Here is a 20,202-nt window from a genome sequence, read left to right as displayed (position 1 = left end):
TCGTGGCGCTCTTTCCGTGCCTCCGCGCGGCACTCTTGACATGACCCTGGTCACCGTTAAGTTACGCCTCATGCCGCCCGCCGACCGTCACAGCCCGGTCGCCGAGGTCGACCAGGTCGACCTCGACCGACTCGCCTCGGAGTACGACGAGGAGAGGCCGTCACGGCGGTTGTCCCCGCGTTGGGACCAGGCGATGACGGTGTGGTGCTTCGCCGTCGCGGCGTTCGTGCTCTGGCAGGTCTTCTGGCCGCTTCGCCAGGGCAACCAGTACTACCTGATCGTCTTCCTCGGCGTCACCCTGCCGCTCGCCTTCCTCCTCTACCGCGGGTGGGCACGGCGCAGCACCGACGGCCGGGACGATCCCGGGCCGGTGGACTGGGTCCTCGCGGGAGCCGCGCTGGTCGTCGGGCTCTACCCGGTGCTGCCCCTCCCTGAGTCGAGCGCCGGTGGCGGTGGGTTCACGGCGTTCCTCGACCGTCAGGGTGCGCTCGACCCCCTCGACATCCTCGCGGGGCTCGTCCTGCTGCTCCTCATCCTCGAGGCGACGCGCCGTACGACCGGCTGGGTGCTGCCGGTCGTGTGTGCGGTGTTCCTCGCCTACGCCTACTACGGCGGCTTCCTGCCGATCGACTGGGTGATCTCGCACCGGGGCCAGGACATCGACCAGATCATCAACGCTCTCTTCAACGAGGCCAGCGGCTTCTTCGGCGTGCCGCTCGACGTCGCTGCGACCTACATCGTGCTCTTCACGATCTACGGAGCGGTGCTCGACCGGATGGGCGCCGGCCGGTTCTTCGTCGAGTTCAGCTTCTCTCTGTTCAAGAAGTCGGGCACGGCGCCCGGTCGTACGGTCGCGACCTCCGGCTTCCTGCTCGGCACCGTCTCCGGTTCGGGGACGGCGACTGCGGTCACCCTCGGCTCGTTCGCGTGGCCGATCCTCAAGCGCGCCGGCTATCCCCGCGAGGCCGCGGGCGGCATGCTCGCCGCGTCCGGGATCGGCGCGATCCTGTCACCGCCCACGCTGGGTGCGGCGGCGTTCATCATCGCGGAGTACCTCGGTGTCTCCTACCTCCAGGTGCTCGGCTGGGCGCTGGTCCCGACGCTCCTCTACTACCTCGGCATCTTCCTGGCGGTCGAGATCGACGCCCGGCGCTTCGGTGCGCGGCGCGTGGACGCCCGCGTCAACAGCCCGTGGGCGCTGCTCGGGCGCTTCGGCTACCACTTCGTCAGCCTCGGCGTGATCGTGCTGTTCCTCGCGATGGGTGTCCCGCCGTTCAAGGCCGTCGTGTACGCGACCGCGGTGGCGGCGTTCTTCGGGCTGCTCGAGGCGGTGCTGTCGCGTCGCGCGTTCGTCACCGACCTCGAGCAGGATCCCCGGACGGCCGAGAAGCTCCCGCTGGGCGACTCTGTGCGCGACTACGCGATCCGCCTGTTCACGGCGCTCGCGACCGGCATCCGCGCCGCGGTCCCGGTGATCGCCGTGTGCGCGGCTGCCGGCGTCATCACGTCGACCATCGCGAAGACCGGGCTGGGCCAGGTGCTGTCGGACCTGCTCGTGGACGCTGCCGACGTGCTGGCTCCCAACCAGGCGTCGCTCATCGTCCTCAGCGCGCTGTTCTCCGCCGTCGCGATCATCGTCCTCGGGCTCGCCGTGCCGGTGACCGCGTCCTTCATCCTGAGCTGGATCATCATCGGTCCTGCCCTGATCAGCCTCGGAGCCGAAGGCCCCGAGGTCGCGATGTTCATCTTCTACTACGCGGTCCTCTCGGAGGTGTCGCCGCCGACCGCCCTGGCGGCCGTCGCGTCCGCGGCGATCACCGGTGGCAAGGTGATCGCGACGATGTGGCAGGCCTGCAAGTACACGTTGCCGGCCTTCCTCGCGCCGATGGCGTTCATCATGACCGACAACGGCGCAGCCCTTCTCGGCCGCGCGCCGTTCCTCGACGTCGTCTGGGCCACCGTCGTGGTCGGTCTCGCGGTGGCGGCGCTCGCGGTGGCGACGTCGGGCTGGATGTTCGGTCCGACCCGTCGCGTCGAGCGGCTGCTCTGCGTCCCGGCCGCCCTGCTGCTCCTCTATCTCGTCCCGGTGTCGATCGCCGTGGGTCTCGCGCTGCTCACCGCTGCCGTGGCCCTGCACGTGGTCGGCCGCCGGGGGAACCATCCGACCACGACCACCACACCCATCACCCAGGAGTGAACCACGACATGCGACATACCCGTACCCTCCTCGCCACGAGCGCGCTCACCGCATCGCTCGCCCTGGCGGCCTGCGGCGGCCAGCAGGAGAACACCCAGTCCGACAGCGACTCCGAGAGCTGCGACGCCGGCTCGGGCCGGATCGGCATCGCCACCGGCAACTCGACCGGCGTCTACTACGTGGTCGGTGGCGGTCTGGCGCAGATCATCAACGACGAGACCGATCTGCAGGCCACCGCGGCCGAGACGGGCGCGTCGGTCCAGAACGTGCAGCAGCTCGTCGCCGGCGACTACGACCTCGCGTTCTCCCTCGCCGACACCGCCGCCGACGCGGTCGAGGGCAACGGCTCGTTCACGGAGAAGCAGGACGTCGCCTCCATCGGGCGCATCTATCCCAACTACACCCAGGTCGTGGTCCGCAAGGACGCCGGCATCGACGGGATCGAGGACTTCAAGGGCAAGCGCATCTCGACCGGCTCACCGAAGTCGGGGACCGAGGTCATCGCCCAGCGCCTGATCGAGACCGCAGGGCTCCAGCAGAGCGACGTCTCGGCGCAGCGTCTGGACCTGACCAAGACCGTGGACGGGATGAAGGACGGCTCGATCGACGGACTGGTCTGGTCCGGGGGTCTTCCGACGCCGGCGATCACCGACCTCTTCACCTCGATGGGCGACGACGTCGAGTTCATCGACATCACGCCGCAGCTCGAGGCGCTCCAGGAGATCAACCCGGTCTACGAGGAGTCGACGATCCCCGCCGACACCTACAAGCTGGACGCCGACGTGCCGACCGTCGCCGTCCCCAACGTCCTGCTCGTCCGCGACGACATGCCCGACAACGTCGCGTGCGCGTTGACGACCCTCGTCTTCGAGGAGACCGACGCGCTCACGGCGGTGCACCCGGCGGCCAAGGACATCAAGATCGAGGACGCGGAGGACTCCGATCCGATCCCCCTCCACCCCGGCTCGCAGCGGGCTATCGACGACCTGAAGTAGGACCTCCCTCCTCGCGGGGCTGCGCCAGACTGTGCACGTGCAGCTCCGCGAGGCAGGACCTGAGGACGCCGATGCGCTGACCGACTGTGAGGAGGCGGCGTACGGCACCGGGCTGGCGCACGTGTTCGGCGACCTGCCGTGGCCGCGCGACGGGATCCGGCGGCGATGGGTCGCCGAGCTGGCTGATCCGGGCGTGACGACGCTCGTCGTGGACCTCGTTGGCGATGAGGACCGTGAAGGCGTTGTGATCCACGCCGCCGACCGTTAACCGGCGTGCCCCTCTCGAGTGCAACAAGTTGCGCCCGAGTCGGGACGGAATCAGGGCGTCGGCCTCACTGGCCGGCCACGACGAGATGAGGTCGAAGGTGAGAACAGTCCGTTCACCTGCCACCGCGGGGGCGTTGTTCGCCGTCGCGGTCGTCGCACCGCTGACGGCGCAGGCATCGCGTTCGCAGTGCACGGGTAGCAAGATGTGCGTCTGGGGGAACAACGACTACAAGCTACTGATCGCAGCGCAGGCCCACGGCCAGGGCGTTGTCGACCCCTACAACGATGCCAACGGTGAGAACAACCAAGCCGACTCGTGGCAGAACCGCTCCAACAACTACCAGGGCAGCCTGTATGACGGAGGCAACGGCACCGGTGCCTTGCTGACCATGGGGATCGCGAGCCGGGACAACAACGTGTCGGTGTTCGATTCGGACAAGGCCTCGAGCATGAGGACCAACCGAGGATGCTGAGCACGGGGGGTCCGGGCCCGCTGGTCAGGACGGTTGGGGTCGAGCGAGAGTTCGTCTCCCCTGCCGAGACCGTGAGGGCGGTTGGTGGAGTCGACTTCGAGGCGGATTCCGGGGAGTTCGTGTGCTTGTTCGGGCACAGCGGCTCGGGAAAGACGACGATGCTCAATCTCCTTGCGGGGCTGGACCTCCCGACCTCAGGTCGTGTCGTGGTGGCGGGGCACGATCTCACGCAGATCAGCGCCGAGGGCCGCATCCGGTTGCGTCGTGACGAGGTCGGGATGGTGCACCAGTCGCACCAGCTCATCTCGGAGTTCACCGCAGCGGAGAACGTCGCGCTCCCGATCGAGGCGCGGGGAACGAATACCGTCGAGGCTCTCGACGAGGCGGAACGGTTGCTCGAGTCGGTGGGTCTCGCCGGATATGGAGGTCGCTACCCCGACGAGCTGAGCGGCGGGCAGCAGCAGCGTGTAGGGATCGCCCGTGCGCTCTCGGGTGGGCGCAAGATCCTGTTGGCTGATGAGCCGACAGGCTCGCTGGACAGCCGCAATGCCGGCGCCATCTTCGACCTGCTGGCGGTGATGTCGAGCAAAGGTGTCTTGGTGGTCGTGGCGTCGCACGATCCTGCATGCCGGGAGCGAGCGTCGCGGAGCATCGAGATGCTCGACGGCGTCGTACGCGACGTGGCGTCCCGCGCATGATCGGGACGATTCGGCGACGTCTGCGGTCACGTACCCCCGTCGCGGCCTCCTTCGCGGCGCCGATCCTGTTCATTGCCTTCCTCTTCGCCACCAACAGCTTCATGGATGCGCAGAGCCTGACACCGGCTCAGAACGCCGACGCTGAGCTGGGGAGCGCCTCAGCTGCCCTCACCATGTTCGACGTCGATCTCCGTGCGGGCACCGACGACGGCGACAGACTCCGTGACGCTTTCGAGTCGCAGAGCCCGCGGTTCGGCATGGCGTTGAACGTGATCGACTTCCCGCTCTTCCGAGGGGGCCTGGACGGGGTCTACTACACCGAGAAGGACTGGGACCGCAGCCCCCCTACACGCCAGTTCAGCTTGACGAACGGCAGATGGCCGCGCGAGGCCGGTGAGGTCGTGGTTGCCGGCGCGGGGTCGACGGGCGTGCGTGTCGGCGATGAGGTTCCGACTGCTGGCGCGGCGCCTGATCTCCGCATCGTAGGGCTCGCTCGGACAGAGCTCGACCGCTGGCCGAAGCTGCTGGCAGGCCCGGGGACCTGGCGCCGGCTGGCGGAGGTTCGGGGGAGCGACGGCGCACCGCTGCGGGCCTTTCCCACATTCGAGACGACGCAAGACGACGCGGCAGCGCTGATCGAGGGCATCAACCGGGCTGTGGGATCCACGGTCCGCGCGGTGTCTGGTGAGGGCCCAGCGATCTCCAGGGCGGCGGTCGGTGAACGTGTTCGGACGCGCGCCGAGCTGGAGGCGGAGGCACCCCGTCTGTGGACCGTGCAGTCGCCGCTCAGCCTCTGGATTCCCGGGCTCTTAGCGCTGCCGGCCTTGCTGGTGATGGGATACGTGATCGTCGCGAAGCGACTGGAGTCGTCGGCAAGCGCGGCGATGGCGCAAGGCGTCAAGCGGCGAGACGCCCTGCTCGCGATCTGGCTCGTCCCACTGCCCCTGATCGTGGCTAGCACGCTCGTCGCCGTCGCGGGGGGCACGACGATCGGGTATGCCACGGCCTTCTTGGGCGAGGGACGGTGGGGATACTCCGTCACGAATGTCCGCGTTCCGTGGGCCGCTATCGAGGTCAGCGCCGCGGGCGTCGTGCTCGGTCTCGCGCTCGGACTCGCCGCGCTCCGGGACCGGATCGTCGTCTCCGGCCGACGCCAACTTTCGGCGGGCACGCGCAGCAGACTGCGTTCAGCTCGGCACCTCGTCGGCGTCGTGTGTGCGAGCATCACGCTCTGGCAGGTGCTGACCTTGCGCGAGCCGAGTGGAGCGATGGCGCTGATCGGCCTCATGGCGCTGACTGCGGCGGCCCTCGGCCCCGAGCTGATCGACGGCCTGCTGCGGGTGATGCCTCGCCGCACCCTGACCCAACGGCTTGTGGCGCGGCAGATCGCGACGAACCGTCAGCGGTTGGCTGTCGTGGCTGGCATCTACATCGTGATCGTTGCTGCGACGGTCGGGATGCTCACCATCCTTTCGAGCGAGGTCGCGGACGCTCGCGAGCGGCAACCCGTATCGGTGCCTTCCGGAGATGTGCTCCTTGACAGCTTCAGCACCCCGTTCCTGAAGCCCGACCCGGCTGTCGTCGCAGCCGTCGAGACGGTGCCCTCGATCAAGCGGGCAGAGCCGATTCAGTTCTTCCTCATCGGCAAGCGAGGCGTGAACCCGTCCACTGGAACCGAGGAGACGATCGGTACGCGAGACGACCGAACGGGAGTGGCGTTCGCCTTCGACTCCGCGGACGATCTCGAGGGAGCGCTCGGCGCCGCGCTGACGTCGGCCGACCGGGACCTGCTCGCCGATGGTGGCGCTCTGGTGATCAACCCCGATCTCGTTCGGGTGGCGCGCGGACAGCTGGCGCTGATCGACAAAGCGACCGGCAGGGGCGTGGCGACCGTGCCGGTACGCATCGTCGATCCCGCGCAGACCCGGTGGACCCAAGCTGTTCCCTTCGTCATGCTGAGAGCCACTGCGCAGGGTCTAGGAATGGCGACGACTCCCGCTGCGATGCTGTTCAAGGACATCTCCGCCCCCGATCGCCGTGCCGCGCGCACGGCTTTGCGCGACAAGGGTCTCGATCCGCGATCGATCGGTGTCTACGAGAAGCCTGCGCCCATCGTTCCGCCTGCCGCGATCGTGGGATCGGTCGTCTTGCTGGTCGCGTTGCTCGTGGGTGTCTCGGTCCTGGCCACCCGCGCCCAGGTCCGCGCCATGCGGGGGTGGGCCAGCCAGCTCACCCGGGTGGGTGTGCGGCGACGATGGGCAGCCCGAGCCATCAGCCGTCAGCACGCCTGGATCGCCGCGTTGTCCGTCGGCGTCGGGGCCTCAGCCGCGGTCGCATCACTGGCGGTCACCGGCGCAAGAGTCCAGCGGTACGACCTCGTGATTCCCTGGACGCTCATCGGTCTCGTGATCGCGGTGGTCGCGCTCTCGACGATACTCAGCGGGAAGCTCGCCTCGCGGCAGCTCGAACCCACCGAACGATGACGCTTCGACGAGGACTGCTCGCGTCATCCCGCAGCTCGTCGCGATCGAGGACGCGGAGGACTCCGATCCGATCCCCCTCCACCCCGGCTCGCAGCGGGCCATCGACGACCTGAAGTAGAACAATCCTCCTCGCGGGGTTGCGCCAGACTGGGCACGTGCAGCTCCGCGAGGCAGGCCCCGAGGACGCCGATGCGCTGACCGACTGTGAGGAGGCGGCGTACGGCACGGGGCTGGCGCACGTGTTCGGCGACCTGCCGTGGCCGCGCGACGGGATCCGGCGGCGATGGGTCGCCGAGCTGGCTGATCCGGGCGTGACGACGCTCGTCGTGGACGACTCCGGCGGCCGCATCCTCGGGTTCGCGACGTACGACGACCAGGTGCTCCGGCACCTCGGCGTGGTGCCGGAACGGTGGGGGAGCGGCCTCGCCGGCCGCTTGCACGACGAGGTGCTGCGGCGCCGCGGCGCTCAACCGATCCGGCTCTGGGTGCTGGAGGAGAACACCCGCGCCCGCCGGTTCTATGCGCGGCGTGGCTGGGTCGAGGACGGGCGGCGGTCGATCAGCGAGTGGCCCCCGCACCCGGTCGAGGTCGGCTACTCGAAGCGATGAATCGATCCGCCGTACTGCGCCGCTGAACGACGACGGACCCGGCTCGCATCGTGCACGAGCCGGGTCCGCCGCGAGTTCACCGGGTGGGGTGACTCACTTGCTGGGTTCGATGTCGCAGTCGACCTTCGGGTTGGCGCCCACGTAGTTGAGCGGGCCGGCGACGATGGTGACGGCGATCGTGCTGACCTTGGTGCAGTCGGCATCGGTGCCGCGGAAGTAGCCGCGCTGCGCTGCTGCCAGCGCACCGATCACGAGCCACACCACGACGAGGACGGTGACGATCTGACTAACGGAGGTCTTGCGAGACGAACGGACCATGGATGGCCTCCTGGGAGACGGTCCGCCGCGGGGTCGGCGGACGCCCATCAAGGTAGTGATAACAGGCGTCCGCCGCAGATTGCGGGGTCAGCGACGCGCCTGGGACGCCGGTCCTCCGGCGACACGGGCGCCGCGCGCGGTCGGGTCGACGAGCGTGCGGTACGTCGCCGTCACGCGCAGCCACTTCACGTCGTACCGTCCGCCCTCGAAGGTGGCGATGCCGAACGTGATGAACCCGTCGCTGTCGACGAAGCGCTGGAGGCTGCGGCCGGAGGCGGAGAAGACCGTACGGGTGCCGTACGCGGGCTTGAGGCGACGCACGCGGCTGATGTCGTTCCAGTCGCTGGTGATCCCGAAGCCGACGGCAGCGTTCTTGCGTGCCTTCGTGTGGCCGGCCCCGACCGCCTTGAACGTGATCGCGCTGTAGTCATACGCGCCGCGCATGCCGACGCTGAAGCGCGCCTTGGTGCCCGAGCGCGAGGGCTTGCTCTTGCAGCGGTGGTTGCTGGAGACCGAGATCGACTTCTTCCACGCCTTGCCCTTGCGGGCAGGCTTCACGATCTTGCCGCACCTACCGACGTACGGGCGGTACAGGAAGGCCTTGGGCGAGATCCGCTCGGTGACCTTCCGGGTCACCAGGCGCTTGGCCGACACGGTGACGGCGCGGGGAGCGCTGTAGCCGACGAGGCCGTCGGCGTCGACGTACCGCGAGCGGACGCGGTAGGTGCCGGCGGGCACGATGGCGCCCGCGCTGGAGCGGCCGGTCCAGCGCGCGGTACGGCCGGCAGCCGACCAGACCACGGCACCCGAGGCGTTGAGCACCTGCACCGCGGCGGACGCAGGCGTCTCGGTCGTCGGCGTGACGCCGGTGAGCGTGATCGCGTCGCGGTAGCCGTCGTTCCACGGGAACACACTCGTGGCCGAGACCGCGGGGGCCGCGGCGGACTTCGGCGCGGCGAGGTTCACTCGGACGGTCGACTCGTCGGCGAGCGGGGTCGCGGCGTCGGAGGCGCGCAGCGTGGCGACGTACGACCCGTCGGCGACCGCAGTGCCCGAGGTCGTGCGCGCGTCCCACGTGGCGCTGGTCGTGCCGGCGGCCAGGTCGCCCAGGTCGGTCGAGGCGACGACGGCGGACGAGCCGACCCGACGGATCTCGAGGAGCACGGCGGTCATCGCCTCCGGCACCTCGAACGAGAAGGCGGCCGGTCCGCTGGTCGGCGTGACGACGCCCGGTGTCGCCGGGCCGGCGACCGCGGGAGCCGGCAACGAGGCCAGGGGGACGAGAGCAAGGGCGAGAGCTGGGACAAGGGCGCGACGCATGGCCACCTCGGGTGGTAGGGCCCGCCGGAGTTGGCGGGCGGACACACACTAGGGGACCCGGACGGCGTTCCAACGGGTTCGTTCTCCGATCGTGACCACGCGATCCGGCGGGAGCCGCCGATCGACGCGTCCCTCGGTGTTTCTCCCGCGGCGAGCGCAACCCTGCCGGTGACGCGAAGTCCTCGCAAGACTGGCCGCCGTCGCTTCGTCGAGACCTCCGAGGACCCTCATGCGCAGAACCACCGCCACCCTGACCGCCGCCGTCGCGCTGCTGATGTCGAGCTGGCTGAGCGCGTGCGGCGGCGGGGACGACGCCGACGCCGACGAGCCGCTCCAGGTCGGCTACCAACGCTTCGGCGGTCTGAGCCTCGTGAAGGCGCGCAACGCCGCTCGTGGTGCGGAGTGGTCGCTCTTCGAGAGCGGCCCGGCGCTGACCGAGGCGCTGAAGGCCGGGGCGGTCGACATCGGGCAGACCGGCGAGGCGCCGCCCATCTTCGCCGCCGCCGGCAAGACCGACTTCACCATCATCGCGACCTCCGCACCCGTCCCGAAGGGCGAAGCGGTGCTCGTGAAGGAGAAGAGCGGCTTCACGTCGTTCGAGGATCTCAAGGGCAAGACCGTCGCCCTCAACAAGGGCTCCAACGTCCACTGGCTCCTCGTGAAGCTCCTCGAGGCGCACGACATGACGATCGACGACATCGACGTGAAGTACCTCAAGCCCGCTGAGGCGCGACCCGCGTTCGACAACGACCAGGTCGACGCCTGGATCATCTGGGACCCGTACTTCGCGCTCGCAGAGCAGCCCGGCGTGAAGGTGCTCGCGGACGCGACGGGCCTGGCGAACAACCGCGAGTACGTGCTCGTCTCCCCGGAGGCGCTCGAGGAGAAGCCGGAGCAGATCGAGGAGTTCCTCCGGACGTACCGCGAGGTCACCGACTGGGGCATCGCGAACCCCGAGGAGCGGGCCGACCTGCTCGCTCCGGAGCTCAAGATCCCGCGGGAGACGGCGGCACGTGCGCTCGCCCGCAGCGCCCAGCCGTTGGCGGCGCTCACCCCGGAGATCGGTGCCGAGATCCAGACGATCGCCGACGGTTTCGCGGACCTCGACCTGATCCCTGGCCCCGTCGATGTCGCCGGCCGCGTGGACGACAGGTACTCGGAGATCCTCGAGTGACCGAGGCGCCGACCGCCGTGACCGGCGGGGTGACCCTGCCCGAAGCCGCCAGGTCGGTCTCCGCGGGGTCCACGGGCCAGGCCCCGGGGGGACGACCGACCGCGGCCCGTCGACGTGCCCGCACGGAGGCGTGGTTGCGCCGACTGCGGCTGGTCACCCCGCTGGTCCTGGCGGGCGCCTGGGAGCTGCTGGCACAGACCCGCATCGTGTCGCCCGACAAGCTGCCTCCGCCGAGCGAGGTCCTGGCGGCGGGTTGGCGTCTGACGCAGGACGGCAGCCTGCCCGCGCACGTGTACGAGTCCCTCACCCGCGCGCTCGTCGGACTGTTGATCGGCGGCGGACTGGCGCTCGTGCTCGGGGCATTCGCAGGGCTGGTCCGCGTCGGCGACGCGCTCGTCGACCCGACCGTGCAGATGGCCCGGATGCTTCCTCACCTCGGCCTCGTCCCGCTGCTCATCATCTGGCTCGGCATCGGGGAGCCGCTCAAGATCACGCTGGTGGCGCTCGGCGCCTTCTTCCCGATCTACCTGAATCTCTACGCCGGGATACGCAACATCGACGAGCGACTGGTGGAGGCGGCACGCACCTGTGGGTTGTCGGCAGCGGAGCGGATCCGGCACGTGGTGATCCCGGGCACGATGCCGTCGCTGTTCCTGGGTCTGCGCCTCGCGTTCGCCGCCGGGTGGCTGAGCCTGGTGGTCGGCGAGCAGGTCAACACCGACTCGGGGCTCGGTTTCATGATGATGGAGGCGCGCGAGTTCTCCCAGACGGAGATCGTGCTTCTCGGCCTTCTGGCGTACGCCGTCCTCGGGCTGCTGTCCGACCTCGTGCTGCGGGTCGCGGAGAGGAGGGCGCTGTCGTGGCGACGGGGACTGCAGGCTTCGTGACAGCACGAGACGTACGCCGGAGCTTCGGCGACGTGGTCGTGCTGGACGGAGTCGACCTCGACCTGGAGCGCGGCGAGGTCGTCGTGCTGCTCGGCGCGAGCGGTTCCGGAAAGAGCACACTGTTGCGCATCCTCGCGGGACTCGACCGCGAGGCGACCGGGGCGCTCGACGTACCGCCGTCGCACGCTGTCGTCTTCCAGGAGCACCGCCTCCTGCCCTGGAAGCGGGTCTCGGCCAACGTCGCGCTGGGAGTCCGCGGTCCGAACGTGGCCCAACGGGTCTCAGGGGCACTGTCCGAGGTCGGGCTCGTCGACCGCGGTGAGGCGTGGCCGGGGGAGCTCTCGGGCGGCCAGTCGCAACGCGTGGCGATCGCACGAGCGCTCGTCCGACGCCCCGACCTGCTGTTGTTGGACGAGCCGTTCGGAGCACTCGACGCCCTGAACCGCCTCAAGATGCAGCGGCTGTTCCGCGAGCTGCAGTCGGCGCACGCATTCGCCGCGCTGCTCGTCACGCACGACGTCGACGAGGCGGTCCTGCTGGCGGACCGTCTGCTGGTGCTGGAAGACGGTCGGATCATCGAGGAGATCGACGTCCCCCTCGCGCACCCGCGCACGGTGGACGACCCGCGGTTCGGCGCACTGAGGCGGCGCCTGCTGACCTTGCTCAACGTGCCGCTGGACGTCTAGACGCGCCCGGCGTCAGTCGAGACCGGCGAGCTTCGCCAGCAGATAGGGCTCGGTGCCGGCGAGGCCGACCGAGTAGAAGAGGCAGATCTGGTCGCGCGAGCTGCGTCCCGTCGCGGCTCCGTCGAGGACCGCGCCGAGCTCGACCAGGTGGTCCTCGACCCGTGTCCCGACGACGGTGCTCGGCGGGTCGTAGCCGACAGCCTGCGCCCGTGAATCGGTCACCACCACGTCGGCCGACTCCAGCAGGCCGGTCTCGATCTCGTGACGGCCCATCTGCTTGGGACCGAGCGTCGCGACGTACGCACCGGGGACGAGCCACTCGGCGGCGATCACCGGAGTCGGGCTCGTGGTCGCGCAGACGACGAGGTCGGCGCCGTCCACGGCGTCGCGGGCGGAGGTGGCGGGGACGCAGGCGACGCCGTGCTCTTCTCGCACCCGTCGGGCGAACGCGGCACGGTGGCCCTGGTCGCGGGCGAACACCCGCACCTCCGCCAGGTCGCGGACCGCGGCGATCGCCCACAGCTGCGTCCACGCCTGCGTGCCCGCCCCGATCAGCGCGAGGCGGGACGCGTCGGGGTTTGCGAGGACGTCGGCGGCAGCACCGCCGAGGGCACCCGTACGACGCGGGCCGAGCTCGGCGCCGATCGCGACCGCGTGGACCCGGCCGGTCTCCGCGTCGTGCACGACCACGACCTGCTCGCCGGTGACCAGTCCGAACGTGTCGTAGGCCCGGTAGCCGTACCAGGACCCGTCGAGGTGGCCCGCGGTGACCACGAGGGCCCCGCCTCCGAGGTCGGCTCGTACCCGAGCTGGTGCGTGGAGATCGCCGCGGTGCGCTGCCACCGCCGCGTCCTTCATCCAGGTCACGGCGTCCCGGGCGCGCACGGTCGCGAGCACCGTGGAGTCGGTCATCAGCTGGGCCATGCGACATCCTCTCGGGAGGCGCGTGGGAATGTCCCGCCCCCCGGATAGACTTGTGTGTTCTGTCCCCAGGTGTGTGACGTTATCGAGGAGCTCCGTGTCGGACCAACCCAACTCGTCGTCGGCCGAGCAGCGCGAGATCGCTGACGAGCAGGCGTACGTCGACGTCGTCTACGGCCGGCTCGAGGAGTCGACGAAGGCTGCGCAGGCACTCGCTCGGGAGGGGTACGCCCGTGGCCACGTCGGCCACGAGGGCGGGCTGGTCGAGCGCGACGCGATGGTCTACCAGGCGTCCAAGCGGATTGCGGCGCTCAACGCCGCCCACGAGGGCCTGGTCTTCGGCCGGCTCGACCTGGTCGACGGCGTCAAGCGCTACATCGGCCGCATCGGCGTCCGGGACGCCGAGCGTGAGGTGTTGCTCATCGACTGGCGAGCACCGGCGGCATCGGTCTTCTACCAGGCGACGGCGCAGGACCCTGCCGGTGTCGTACGCCGCCGCGTCCTCCGCAGCCGGGGTGCGACCGTGGTGGGTGTCGAGGACGAGCTGCTCGACGGCGACAACGCACCCGCTGACATGGTCGTCGTGGGGGAGGGCGCGCTGCTCGCGAGCCTGAGCCGGGCCCGCGACGCGTCGATGCACTCCGTCGTCGCGACCATCCAGAAGGAGCAGGACGAGGCGATCCGCGCACCCAGCCGTGGCGCGACCACCATCGGTGGTGGCCCTGGCACGGGCAAGACGGTCGTGGCGCTGCACCGCGCGGCCTACCTCCTCTACGTCGACCGCCGTCGTTTCGAGTCCGGTGGCGTCCTTGTCGTCGGGCCGTCCGGGGTCTTCATGGGCTACATCGAACGCGTCCTCCCCAGCCTTGGCGAGACCTCGGTGACGCTGCGATCGCTGGGTGAGGTGGTCGACGGCGTCTCGGGTCGGCGCCACGACGCCCCCGCCGTGGCCGCGGTCAAGGGATCCGCACGGATGCTCCAGGTGCTGTCCAGGGTGGCCCGCAGCGCCCAGCCGGGTGAGCCGACCGCGTTCCGCTACTTCTACCGCGACGACGTGCTGCGCCTCGACGCGCAGGCGCTCGACCGCCTGCGGCGTCAGCTCCTCTCGGGCCAGCAGCGCAACCGGGCGTACGGCAAGGTCCAGCAGACCCTGCTCGACGCGCTCTGGTCGCAGGTGGAGGGCGAGCGGGCGCTCGAGAAGGAGCGGGACGAGTTCGACAAGGTGCTCACCACCGACGACGCGTTCCTCGACTTCGCCACCGCGTGGTGGCCGCCGCTCGACGCCGTCGACGTGTGGGAGACCCTCGGTGATCCCGAGACGCTGCGGCGCTCCGCCGAGGGCATCCTCAAGCGCAGCGAGATCGACCTGCTCGCCACGTCGTGGCGCAGCGCCGACGGCACCCCGTCCGTCGAGGACGTGCCCTTGATCGACGAGCTGCGCTACCTGCTCGGCGAGGTCTCGGCCGCCGACGGCGACGACGACCCGTACGACGTCAAGCAGCTCATGTCGTTCGAGCGTGAGGAGGCTGCGGTCCGCAAACAGCGGTCGACGCAGTCCATCGAGGACGACTCGTACGCGCACGTGCTCGTCGACGAGGCGCAGGACCTGTCGCCGATGCAGTGGCGGATGCTCGGCCGTCGTGGGAAGTACGCCAGCTGGACCATCGTCGGCGATGCCGCGCAGTCGTCCTGGCCATACCCCGACGAGGCCGCCCGGGCGCGGACCGCGGCCCTGGACGGCAAGGAGGAGCACCACTTCCGGCTCTCCACGAACTACCGCAACTCCGCCGAGATCTACGACCTCGCCGCCCAGGTGGCGCGGGTCGCGATCCCGGGGGCCGACACCCCCGACGCCGTGCGCCGTACGGGCGAGGAGCCCCGGCACGAGGTCGTCGAGGCCGCCGCGGTGTGGTCGGCCGTCCGCAGAGGCGTGCGCGACCTCGCCGAGCGGGTGGAGGGCACGATCGCCGTCGTCGTCCCGACCGGCCGCCGTGAGGAGGGCGCCGCCGAGCTCGCCGAGGAGCTGCACGACCTGGACCGGCTGCGGGTGCTCGACGGTCTGGACACCAAGGGTCTGGAGTTCGACGCGGTGGTCCTGGTCGAGCCGGACGAGGTCGTCGCCGAGTCGGAGGCCGGGTGGCGCACGCTGTACGTCGTGTTGACCCGTGCGACCCAGCTCCTGCTCACCGTCGGGTCCACCCGCCACTGGTTGGACCGCGTCGAGGCCTGACCGCAGGAGTCACCGCACGACGGCGGCGAGCTCGGTGCCCCACGCTCGGGCGCTGTCGAGCTCTCCGTCGGCGAGCGGCCCCTCGTACCCGTGGACGCCGAACGTCCGCGCCTTCGCGGCCGGTTCGAAACCGCGTGCCACCAACCGCTTGAGCGCCTTCTTGGCGGCCGACCCGGGCAGTCGGGGCGAGACCGTACGGGTGTCGAAGGCCGCGACGCGAACGGCTCTGCCGGGTGACGGGAGTGCGTCGATCCACTCTCTGATTCCCCAGTCAGGGAGGTGTGGCGCGCCGCGCTCGCGCCCGGACTCACGGGTGGCCCCACTCGACATGCCGAACGCGTGGGTCGGACCGCCGACCACGAGGAGGGCGAGATCTGGGTCGAGACCGACGTCCGGCCCGGCTTCGGCGACCGTGACCGCGTCGTCGCCGAACGTGGAGGCGATGCCGTCGGCGATCGCGCGTGCGACCGACTCGGTGTTGCCCCAGAGAGACTCGTAGACCACCAGCGCCAGCACCATGACGACCTCCCGGAGCCCAGCGTAGGGTGCCGCCGAGGATCTGCACCACAGATCAGGACGGACACCGCCGCCCCTGCGCGTGGTGCGGTGCGAGAGACTTGAGGCGATGCCTGAGCAGAACGACCGACCCGCTCCCGCCGGCTCCCCGTCGATGCCCGCGCGCCGTCGCCGACGCGCGTGGCTGCCCATCCTCGCCCTGGTGCTCGTCGGCCTCGTGGTCTCCGGCGGTGTGGCACTGACGACCTTCACCAACGCCCACCGCACCGTGGTCGTGGGTGCGCACACCGGTGTCGTCACGCCGACGTTCGACGGGCACGCGACGCTCGACTTCGGGTCGGTGCTCCCGCAGATCCGGATGCCGATCGACACACCGCTGTCGGTCGGCGTGACCATCGACATCGGCGACACCCAGGCCAACGACCTCAACGAGCTCGTCGCCCGCGACGCCGTCATCGCCTCCCAGCCCGAGGCCGAGATCGACCAGATCAGCGGGGTGGTCCGCGACATCGCGGTCGCCTCGGCGCTGCGCGGGCTCGGGGCCGGTCTCGCCGTCGCGCTCCTCCTCGTCGCCGGATGGGTGCTGCTCGGGCATCGTCGCCGCCACGAGGTCGCCGAGCGCGTCCGGGGCTTCGTCGCTCGCCGTACGGTTCCGCACGCGCCGCTGCGGACCATGGTCGCGTTCGGTCTCGTGACCGTCCTGGCCGTGGTCCTGCTGACCTGGCCCGAGCCGGCCGACGAGTCGGTGACGCAGACCCGCTGGCGTCCGCTGACGGAGGTCTATCCGCAGATCCCCGACGACCTCGCGCTCGACAGGCTCCAGATCTCCTCCGGGAGCGCGACCGACGCCAGCCGGGCGATCGTCGAGTCGGCGATCACGACGTACGAGACGTCGGTGACCTTCTACGGCGCCCTCGCGGACCGCGTGCCGGAGGTCGCCGAGCAGCTCCGCAAGCCCGCGGACGGGGAGATCGTGGCGGTCCTCGTCGCCGACCGGCACGACAACATCGGCATGGACAAGGTCGTCCGGGCGGTTGCCGACGAGGTCGACGCCTCCTTGCTCATCGACGCCGGCGACGACACGTCGACCGGGGGGTCGTGGGAGGGCTTCAGCATCCGCTCGCTCGCTCAGCAGTTCCGCGACGTGCCCACCGTGGCCGTCGCCGGCAACCATGACGAGGGCGACTTCGTCGCCGAGCAGATGAAGAAGGACGGCTTCGAGGTCCTCGACGGCAAGCCGGTCGACGTCGAGGGCATCCGGTTCCTCGGATACAGCGACCCGCGCAGCTCGGGATTCACCGCGGGATGGTCCCAGGGCTCGTCCTCGATCATCGAGCAGGGACGCGAGCTCACCGAGACGGCGTGCGAGGACGGCTCCATCAGCACGGTCGTCGTCCACAGCCCTACCACCGGCGAGGAGGTCGCGCGCTCAGGGTGCGTCGACCTGGTGCTGTCCGGCCACCTCCACGTCCAGCGCGGGCCTACCGTTCTCACGGCTGAGGACGGTCGGCGCACCGTGACGTTCACCAATGCCAGCACTGGTGGCGCTGCGTTCGCCTTCGCCCTCGGGAGCAAGCTCAGGCGGCAGGCGCAGGCCACGCTGATCACCTACCGGGATGGACGGCCCGTGGGGCTGCAGCCGGTGAACTTCATCCCCGACGGCACCATCCAGGTCACGCCGTACGTGCCGGTCGACGTCACTTCCGACGCGCCGGCTCCGACGACGCCGGCTCCGACGACGCCGACGCCGACGACGCCGGCTCCGACGCCGACCTCGGCGCCCACACCCGCTCCTGCCGGGTAGCCCGGCCCGGGGCGGCTCCGGGTCGTCTCCGGGGCTTCACCGGTGGTGCCTGCGCACGGCGCGGACCGACCGTGGACAGATGACACCGTTCGTGGCACCCCGCCCCCGCCAGCCGCTCGTCGTCGGCCCGGCGATCGTCGCACCGCTGCTCCTCGTGCTGTCGGGGCTCCTGCGGGTCGTCGACGGCCTCGACGGGTCGTACGGCGGCGCGGTGCGCGAGGTCGGCCTCGCGATGCTGCTCTTCGCGTTCGTGCTGCTCGGTCTGGTCGCGATCGGGCTCGCGCGGGTCCTCGCCGGACGACGGTCGCCCGTACCGTCCGGGCTGCGTACCGCGGCGCTGGTGTCGGGGACCAGCGGCGCCGCCGCGTCTGCGTGGACGGTGCTGGGACACCTCTATCCCGCCATCGCCGACGTGACACCGCCGGCGGTGCCCGTGGGCGTCGTCGGCCCGGGGCTTCTCGGACTCGGAGCGGTGGGCATGCTCGTGCTCCTGACCGCCGTCCCAAGAGGCGGGCAGGACGCCAGGACGGAGCCAGGCGTGCGCTACGCTCTCGCCTATGAACGCACGGACCACACTCGGTTGGTGGCGCCACCTCTAGGTGGCGTCTCGTGCACATCCCAGACCCCGCCTCCTCGGCCGTGTCTGGTGAGCCCGTCGGCCGACGAACCCTAGGACCGACGATGCCCTCTCCTCACGACTCGGCTGCCGAGACCGCTGCGGCGCTCGAGCAGCTGATGGCTCTGCCGTCGTACGCGATCATCCGTGTCCGCGACTCCGACCGGGTCGTCCTGATCGGCGGAGCCCGTACCGATGTCGACTCGTTGATGGACGTCCCGCTGAGCGACCCGGTCGACGGCGCACCCGCTTCGTACGACAGCCTCGTGCTCGTTCCCTACCGGCAGGTCCGCGAGCGCGGGTTCGAGGCTCACGACGACGGCACCCCGTTGTCGGTGATCGCGGCCGAGACGTCGACCGACGTGGCGCTGGACGAGCTCCTCGCCGTCCTCCCCGACGGAGAGCTCGCTCCCGCCGACAAGGGCGGCTTCGAGACCGACGACGCGACGTACGCCGAGATGGTCCGGACCGTGATCGACGCCGAGATCGGTCAGGGCGAGGGCGCCAACCTGGTGATCGGCCGGCACTACCGGGCGCGGCTCGCCGACTGGGGCCCGGCCGCCGCTCTGACGGTCCTGCGCCGTCTGCTGGAGCGGGAGCGGGGCGCCCACTGGACGTTCCTGGTGTTCACCGGCGACCGCTACCTGATCGGTGCGAGCCCCGAGCGTCACGTCAGTGTCGACGCCGGGCAGGTCAGGATGAACCCGATCTCGGGCACGTTCCGGCTGCGCGGGCTGGAGAGCCAGGCCGACCGCAAGCGCGAGCTGCTGCGGTTCCTCGGCGACGAGAAGGAGATCTACGAGCTCTTCATGGTCGTCGACGAGGAGCTCAAGATGATGTGCGACATCTGCTCGGAGGGCGGCCTGGTGCTGGGCCCGTACCTGAAGCCGATGACCCACCTCGTCCACACCGAGTACCTGCTCGCCGGGCGGACCCACCGTGACGTCCGTGAGGTGCTTCGCGATTCGATGTTCGCGGCGACCGTCACTGGCAGCCCGGTCGAGAACGCCTGCCGGCTCATCACCAAGTACGAGCAGGAGGGCCGCGGCTACTACGCGGCGGCGGCGGCGCTGCTCGGACGCGACGCGCAGGGGCGTCCGACAGCCGACTCTCCGATCCTCATCCGGACCGCCGACGTGGACCTCGAGGGCAACCTCACCGTGACCGCGGGGGCGACGCTGGTCCGCGACTCCGACCCGGACCACGAGACGGCGGAGACGCACGCCAAGGCCGCAGGGGTGCTGAGCGCCTTCGGCCTCGTGCCCGCGGCGCCGGCGCCGATCGAGGGCTTCGACGCGTTCGCCCACGACGACGAGGTCCTGATCGCGCTCGGATCGCGCAACCAGCGGTTGAGCCAGTTCTGGCTGTCGGACCAGTCGGACACTGCGCCGGCCGACTCCCTGGCGGGCACCCGGGCGGTCGTCCTCGACAACGAGGACGACTTCGTCAACATGCTGTCGCACCTGCTCGGCGTGCTGGGGATCAGCACCGACGTCGTCCGCCACGAGGACTACGACGGCCCGGAGACCTTCGACGGGTACGACTTGGTCGTCATCGGACCCGGTCCCGGTGACCCCCGCGACCTCGACGATCCCAAGATCGCGACCGTACGACGCGCCGTCGACGACCTGCTGGAGACAGGTCGTCGGTTCCTCGCGGTCTGCCTCGGCCACCAGGTGCTGTGCGGCGCGCTCGGTCTGGACCTCGCCTACAAGGACATCGTGTTCCAGGGGACGCAGTCGGCGCTGCCGCTCCGCGGTCGTACGGAGACCGTCGGCTTCTACAACACGTTCGTGGCGCGTGAGCCGGGCGACGGGCTGCCCGACCGCGTCACCGTGGAGGTCGACCCGGTGTCCGGCGACGTCCACACGGTGGCTGGGCCGACGTTCCGCGGGATCCAGTTCCACGCGGAGTCGATCCTCACCCAGCACGGCGACCGGGTCATCGGTGAGCTGGTGTCCGAGCTGCTCGGCTGAGCACCCCAGGTTGACAGAAGGGCCGTACGCATC

Annotated in this window: 18 protein-coding genes; 14 read left to right on the top strand and 4 right to left on the bottom strand. The window is 70.3% G+C overall.

Features of this window, described 5'->3' with window-relative positions:
• Positions 1–70 precede the first annotated feature (70 nt).
• The 7 genes from KV100_RS08595 to KV100_RS08565 all read left to right on the top strand — a co-directional run bounded on the left by KV100_RS08595 (position 71) and on the right by KV100_RS08565 (position 7,721).
• Positions 71–2,197, top strand: coding sequence for a TRAP transporter fused permease subunit (locus tag KV100_RS08595; RefSeq protein WP_220342414.1), 2,127 nt, complete (start codon positions 71–73; stop codon positions 2,195–2,197).
• An 8-nt stretch (positions 2,198–2,205) separates the two neighbouring features.
• Complete coding sequence (locus tag KV100_RS08590) at positions 2,206–3,192, top strand: TAXI family TRAP transporter solute-binding subunit (RefSeq protein WP_220342413.1); 987 nt, start codon at positions 2,206–2,208, stop codon at positions 3,190–3,192.
• Positions 3,193–3,229: 37 nt separating this feature from the next.
• On the top strand, positions 3,230–3,460 hold the full coding sequence (locus KV100_RS08585; RefSeq protein ID WP_220342412.1) for a hypothetical protein: 231 nt from the start codon (positions 3,230–3,232) through the stop codon (positions 3,458–3,460).
• Between the two features lie 97 nt (positions 3,461–3,557).
• The gene (locus tag KV100_RS08580) at positions 3,558–3,932 is read left to right on the top strand and encodes a peptidase inhibitor family I36 protein (protein WP_220342411.1); all 375 of its coding nucleotides are present in this window, start codon (positions 3,558–3,560) and stop codon (positions 3,930–3,932) included.
• Positions 3,926–4,630, top strand: a complete 705-nt coding sequence (locus KV100_RS08575) for an ABC transporter ATP-binding protein (protein ID WP_220342410.1) — start codon at positions 3,926–3,928, stop codon at positions 4,628–4,630. Before KV100_RS08580 ends, KV100_RS08575 begins: the two co-directional genes overlap by 7 nt.
• Positions 4,627–7,113, top strand: coding sequence for a hypothetical protein (locus tag KV100_RS08570; protein WP_220342409.1), 2,487 nt, complete (start codon positions 4,627–4,629; stop codon positions 7,111–7,113). The genes KV100_RS08575 and KV100_RS08570 overlap by 4 nt, the downstream gene beginning before the upstream one ends.
• 155 nt (positions 7,114–7,268) lie before the next feature.
• The gene (locus KV100_RS08565) at positions 7,269–7,721 is read left to right on the top strand and encodes a GNAT family N-acetyltransferase (protein ID WP_220342408.1); all 453 of its coding nucleotides are present in this window, start codon (positions 7,269–7,271) and stop codon (positions 7,719–7,721) included.
• A gap of 93 nt (positions 7,722–7,814) precedes the next feature.
• Here KV100_RS08565 and KV100_RS08560 read toward each other — a convergent pair whose 3' ends face one another.
• Positions 7,815–8,039, bottom strand: coding sequence for a hypothetical protein (locus KV100_RS08560; RefSeq protein WP_220342407.1), 225 nt, complete (start codon positions 8,037–8,039; stop codon positions 7,815–7,817).
• 87 nt (positions 8,040–8,126) lie between these two features.
• Entirely contained in the window at positions 8,127–9,359 is a 1,233-nt protein-coding gene (locus KV100_RS08555; protein WP_220342406.1) for a FlgD immunoglobulin-like domain containing protein, read from the bottom strand.
• Between the two features lie 229 nt (positions 9,360–9,588).
• Between KV100_RS08555 and KV100_RS08550 the strand changes: the two genes are divergently transcribed.
• Genes KV100_RS08550 through KV100_RS08540 form a run of 3 tightly spaced genes read left to right on the top strand, consistent with a single transcriptional unit; the run spans position 9,589 to position 12,106 of the window.
• Positions 9,589–10,533, top strand: a complete 945-nt coding sequence (locus tag KV100_RS08550; RefSeq protein ID WP_220342405.1) for an aliphatic sulfonate ABC transporter substrate-binding protein — start codon at positions 9,589–9,591, stop codon at positions 10,531–10,533.
• On the top strand, positions 10,530–11,420 hold the full coding sequence (locus tag KV100_RS20140) for an ABC transporter permease (RefSeq protein ID WP_220342404.1): 891 nt from the start codon (positions 10,530–10,532) through the stop codon (positions 11,418–11,420). Before KV100_RS08550 ends, KV100_RS20140 begins: the two co-directional genes overlap by 4 nt.
• Positions 11,417–12,106: an ABC transporter ATP-binding protein gene (locus KV100_RS08540; RefSeq protein WP_308290234.1), complete on the top strand. Its 690-nt coding sequence runs from the start codon at positions 11,417–11,419 to the stop codon at positions 12,104–12,106. The genes KV100_RS20140 and KV100_RS08540 overlap by 4 nt, the downstream gene beginning before the upstream one ends.
• A gap of 12 nt (positions 12,107–12,118) precedes the next feature.
• Here the strand turns inward: KV100_RS08540 and KV100_RS08535 are convergent, their stop codons facing one another.
• On the bottom strand, positions 12,119–13,030 hold the full coding sequence (locus tag KV100_RS08535; RefSeq protein ID WP_220342402.1) for an ornithine cyclodeaminase family protein: 912 nt from the start codon (positions 13,028–13,030) through the stop codon (positions 12,119–12,121).
• Positions 13,031–13,124: 94 nt separating this feature from the next.
• On the opposite strand from KV100_RS08535, the gene KV100_RS08530 reads away from it, so the two are divergent.
• Positions 13,125–15,257: a UvrD-helicase domain-containing protein gene (locus KV100_RS08530; protein WP_308291390.1), complete on the top strand. Its 2,133-nt coding sequence runs from the start codon at positions 13,125–13,127 to the stop codon at positions 15,255–15,257.
• A gap of 9 nt (positions 15,258–15,266) precedes the next feature.
• Here the strand turns inward: KV100_RS08530 and KV100_RS08525 are convergent, their stop codons facing one another.
• On the bottom strand, positions 15,267–15,776 hold the full coding sequence (locus KV100_RS08525) for a flavodoxin domain-containing protein (RefSeq protein WP_220342400.1): 510 nt from the start codon (positions 15,774–15,776) through the stop codon (positions 15,267–15,269).
• A gap of 106 nt (positions 15,777–15,882) precedes the next feature.
• On the opposite strand from KV100_RS08525, the gene KV100_RS08520 reads away from it, so the two are divergent.
• The 3 genes from KV100_RS08520 to KV100_RS08510 all read left to right on the top strand — a co-directional run bounded on the left by KV100_RS08520 (position 15,883) and on the right by KV100_RS08510 (position 20,169).
• On the top strand, positions 15,883–17,577 hold the full coding sequence (locus KV100_RS08520; RefSeq protein WP_220342399.1) for a metallophosphoesterase: 1,695 nt from the start codon (positions 15,883–15,885) through the stop codon (positions 17,575–17,577).
• 79 nt (positions 17,578–17,656) lie between these two features.
• The gene (locus KV100_RS08515) at positions 17,657–18,250 is read left to right on the top strand and encodes a hypothetical protein (protein WP_220342398.1); all 594 of its coding nucleotides are present in this window, start codon (positions 17,657–17,659) and stop codon (positions 18,248–18,250) included.
• An 8-nt stretch (positions 18,251–18,258) separates the two neighbouring features.
• On the top strand, positions 18,259–20,169 hold the full coding sequence (locus KV100_RS08510; protein WP_220342397.1) for an anthranilate synthase family protein: 1,911 nt from the start codon (positions 18,259–18,261) through the stop codon (positions 20,167–20,169).
• Positions 20,170–20,202 lie beyond the last annotated feature (33 nt).

Source organism: Mumia sp. zg.B21 (assembly GCF_019550855.1).
GTDB lineage: Bacteria > Actinomycetota > Actinomycetes > Propionibacteriales > Nocardioidaceae > Mumia.
The sequence above is the reverse complement of the archived record's forward strand: the minus strand, read 5'-3'. Positions and strand labels throughout refer to the sequence as shown.

Excerpts from the sequence above, each read along its gene's own strand:
- KV100_RS08595 (WP_220342414.1), top strand. The coding sequence starts at position 71 with ATGCCGCCCGCCGACCGTCACAGCCCGGTCGCCGAGGTCGACCAGGTC.
- KV100_RS08590 (WP_220342413.1), top strand. The coding sequence starts at position 2,206 with ATGCGACATACCCGTACCCTCCTCGCCACGAGCGCGCTCACCGCATCG.
- KV100_RS08575 (WP_220342410.1), top strand. The coding sequence starts at position 3,926 with ATGCTGAGCACGGGGGGTCCGGGCCCGCTGGTCAGGACGGTTGGGGTC.
- KV100_RS08570 (WP_220342409.1), top strand. The coding sequence starts at position 4,627 with ATGATCGGGACGATTCGGCGACGTCTGCGGTCACGTACCCCCGTCGCG.
- KV100_RS08560 (WP_220342407.1), bottom strand. The coding sequence starts at position 8,039 with ATGGTCCGTTCGTCTCGCAAGACCTCCGTTAGTCAGATCGTCACCGTC.
- KV100_RS08555 (WP_220342406.1), bottom strand. The coding sequence starts at position 9,359 with ATGCGTCGCGCCCTTGTCCCAGCTCTCGCCCTTGCTCTCGTCCCCCTG.
- KV100_RS08550 (WP_220342405.1), top strand. The coding sequence starts at position 9,589 with ATGCGCAGAACCACCGCCACCCTGACCGCCGCCGTCGCGCTGCTGATG.
- KV100_RS08535 (WP_220342402.1), bottom strand. The coding sequence starts at position 13,030 with ATGGCCCAGCTGATGACCGACTCCACGGTGCTCGCGACCGTGCGCGCC.
- KV100_RS08525 (WP_220342400.1), bottom strand. The coding sequence starts at position 15,776 with ATGGTGCTGGCGCTGGTGGTCTACGAGTCTCTCTGGGGCAACACCGAG.
- KV100_RS08520 (WP_220342399.1), top strand. The coding sequence starts at position 15,883 with ATGCCTGAGCAGAACGACCGACCCGCTCCCGCCGGCTCCCCGTCGATG.
- KV100_RS08515 (WP_220342398.1), top strand. The coding sequence starts at position 17,657 with ATGACACCGTTCGTGGCACCCCGCCCCCGCCAGCCGCTCGTCGTCGGC.
- KV100_RS08510 (WP_220342397.1), top strand. The coding sequence starts at position 18,259 with ATGCCCTCTCCTCACGACTCGGCTGCCGAGACCGCTGCGGCGCTCGAG.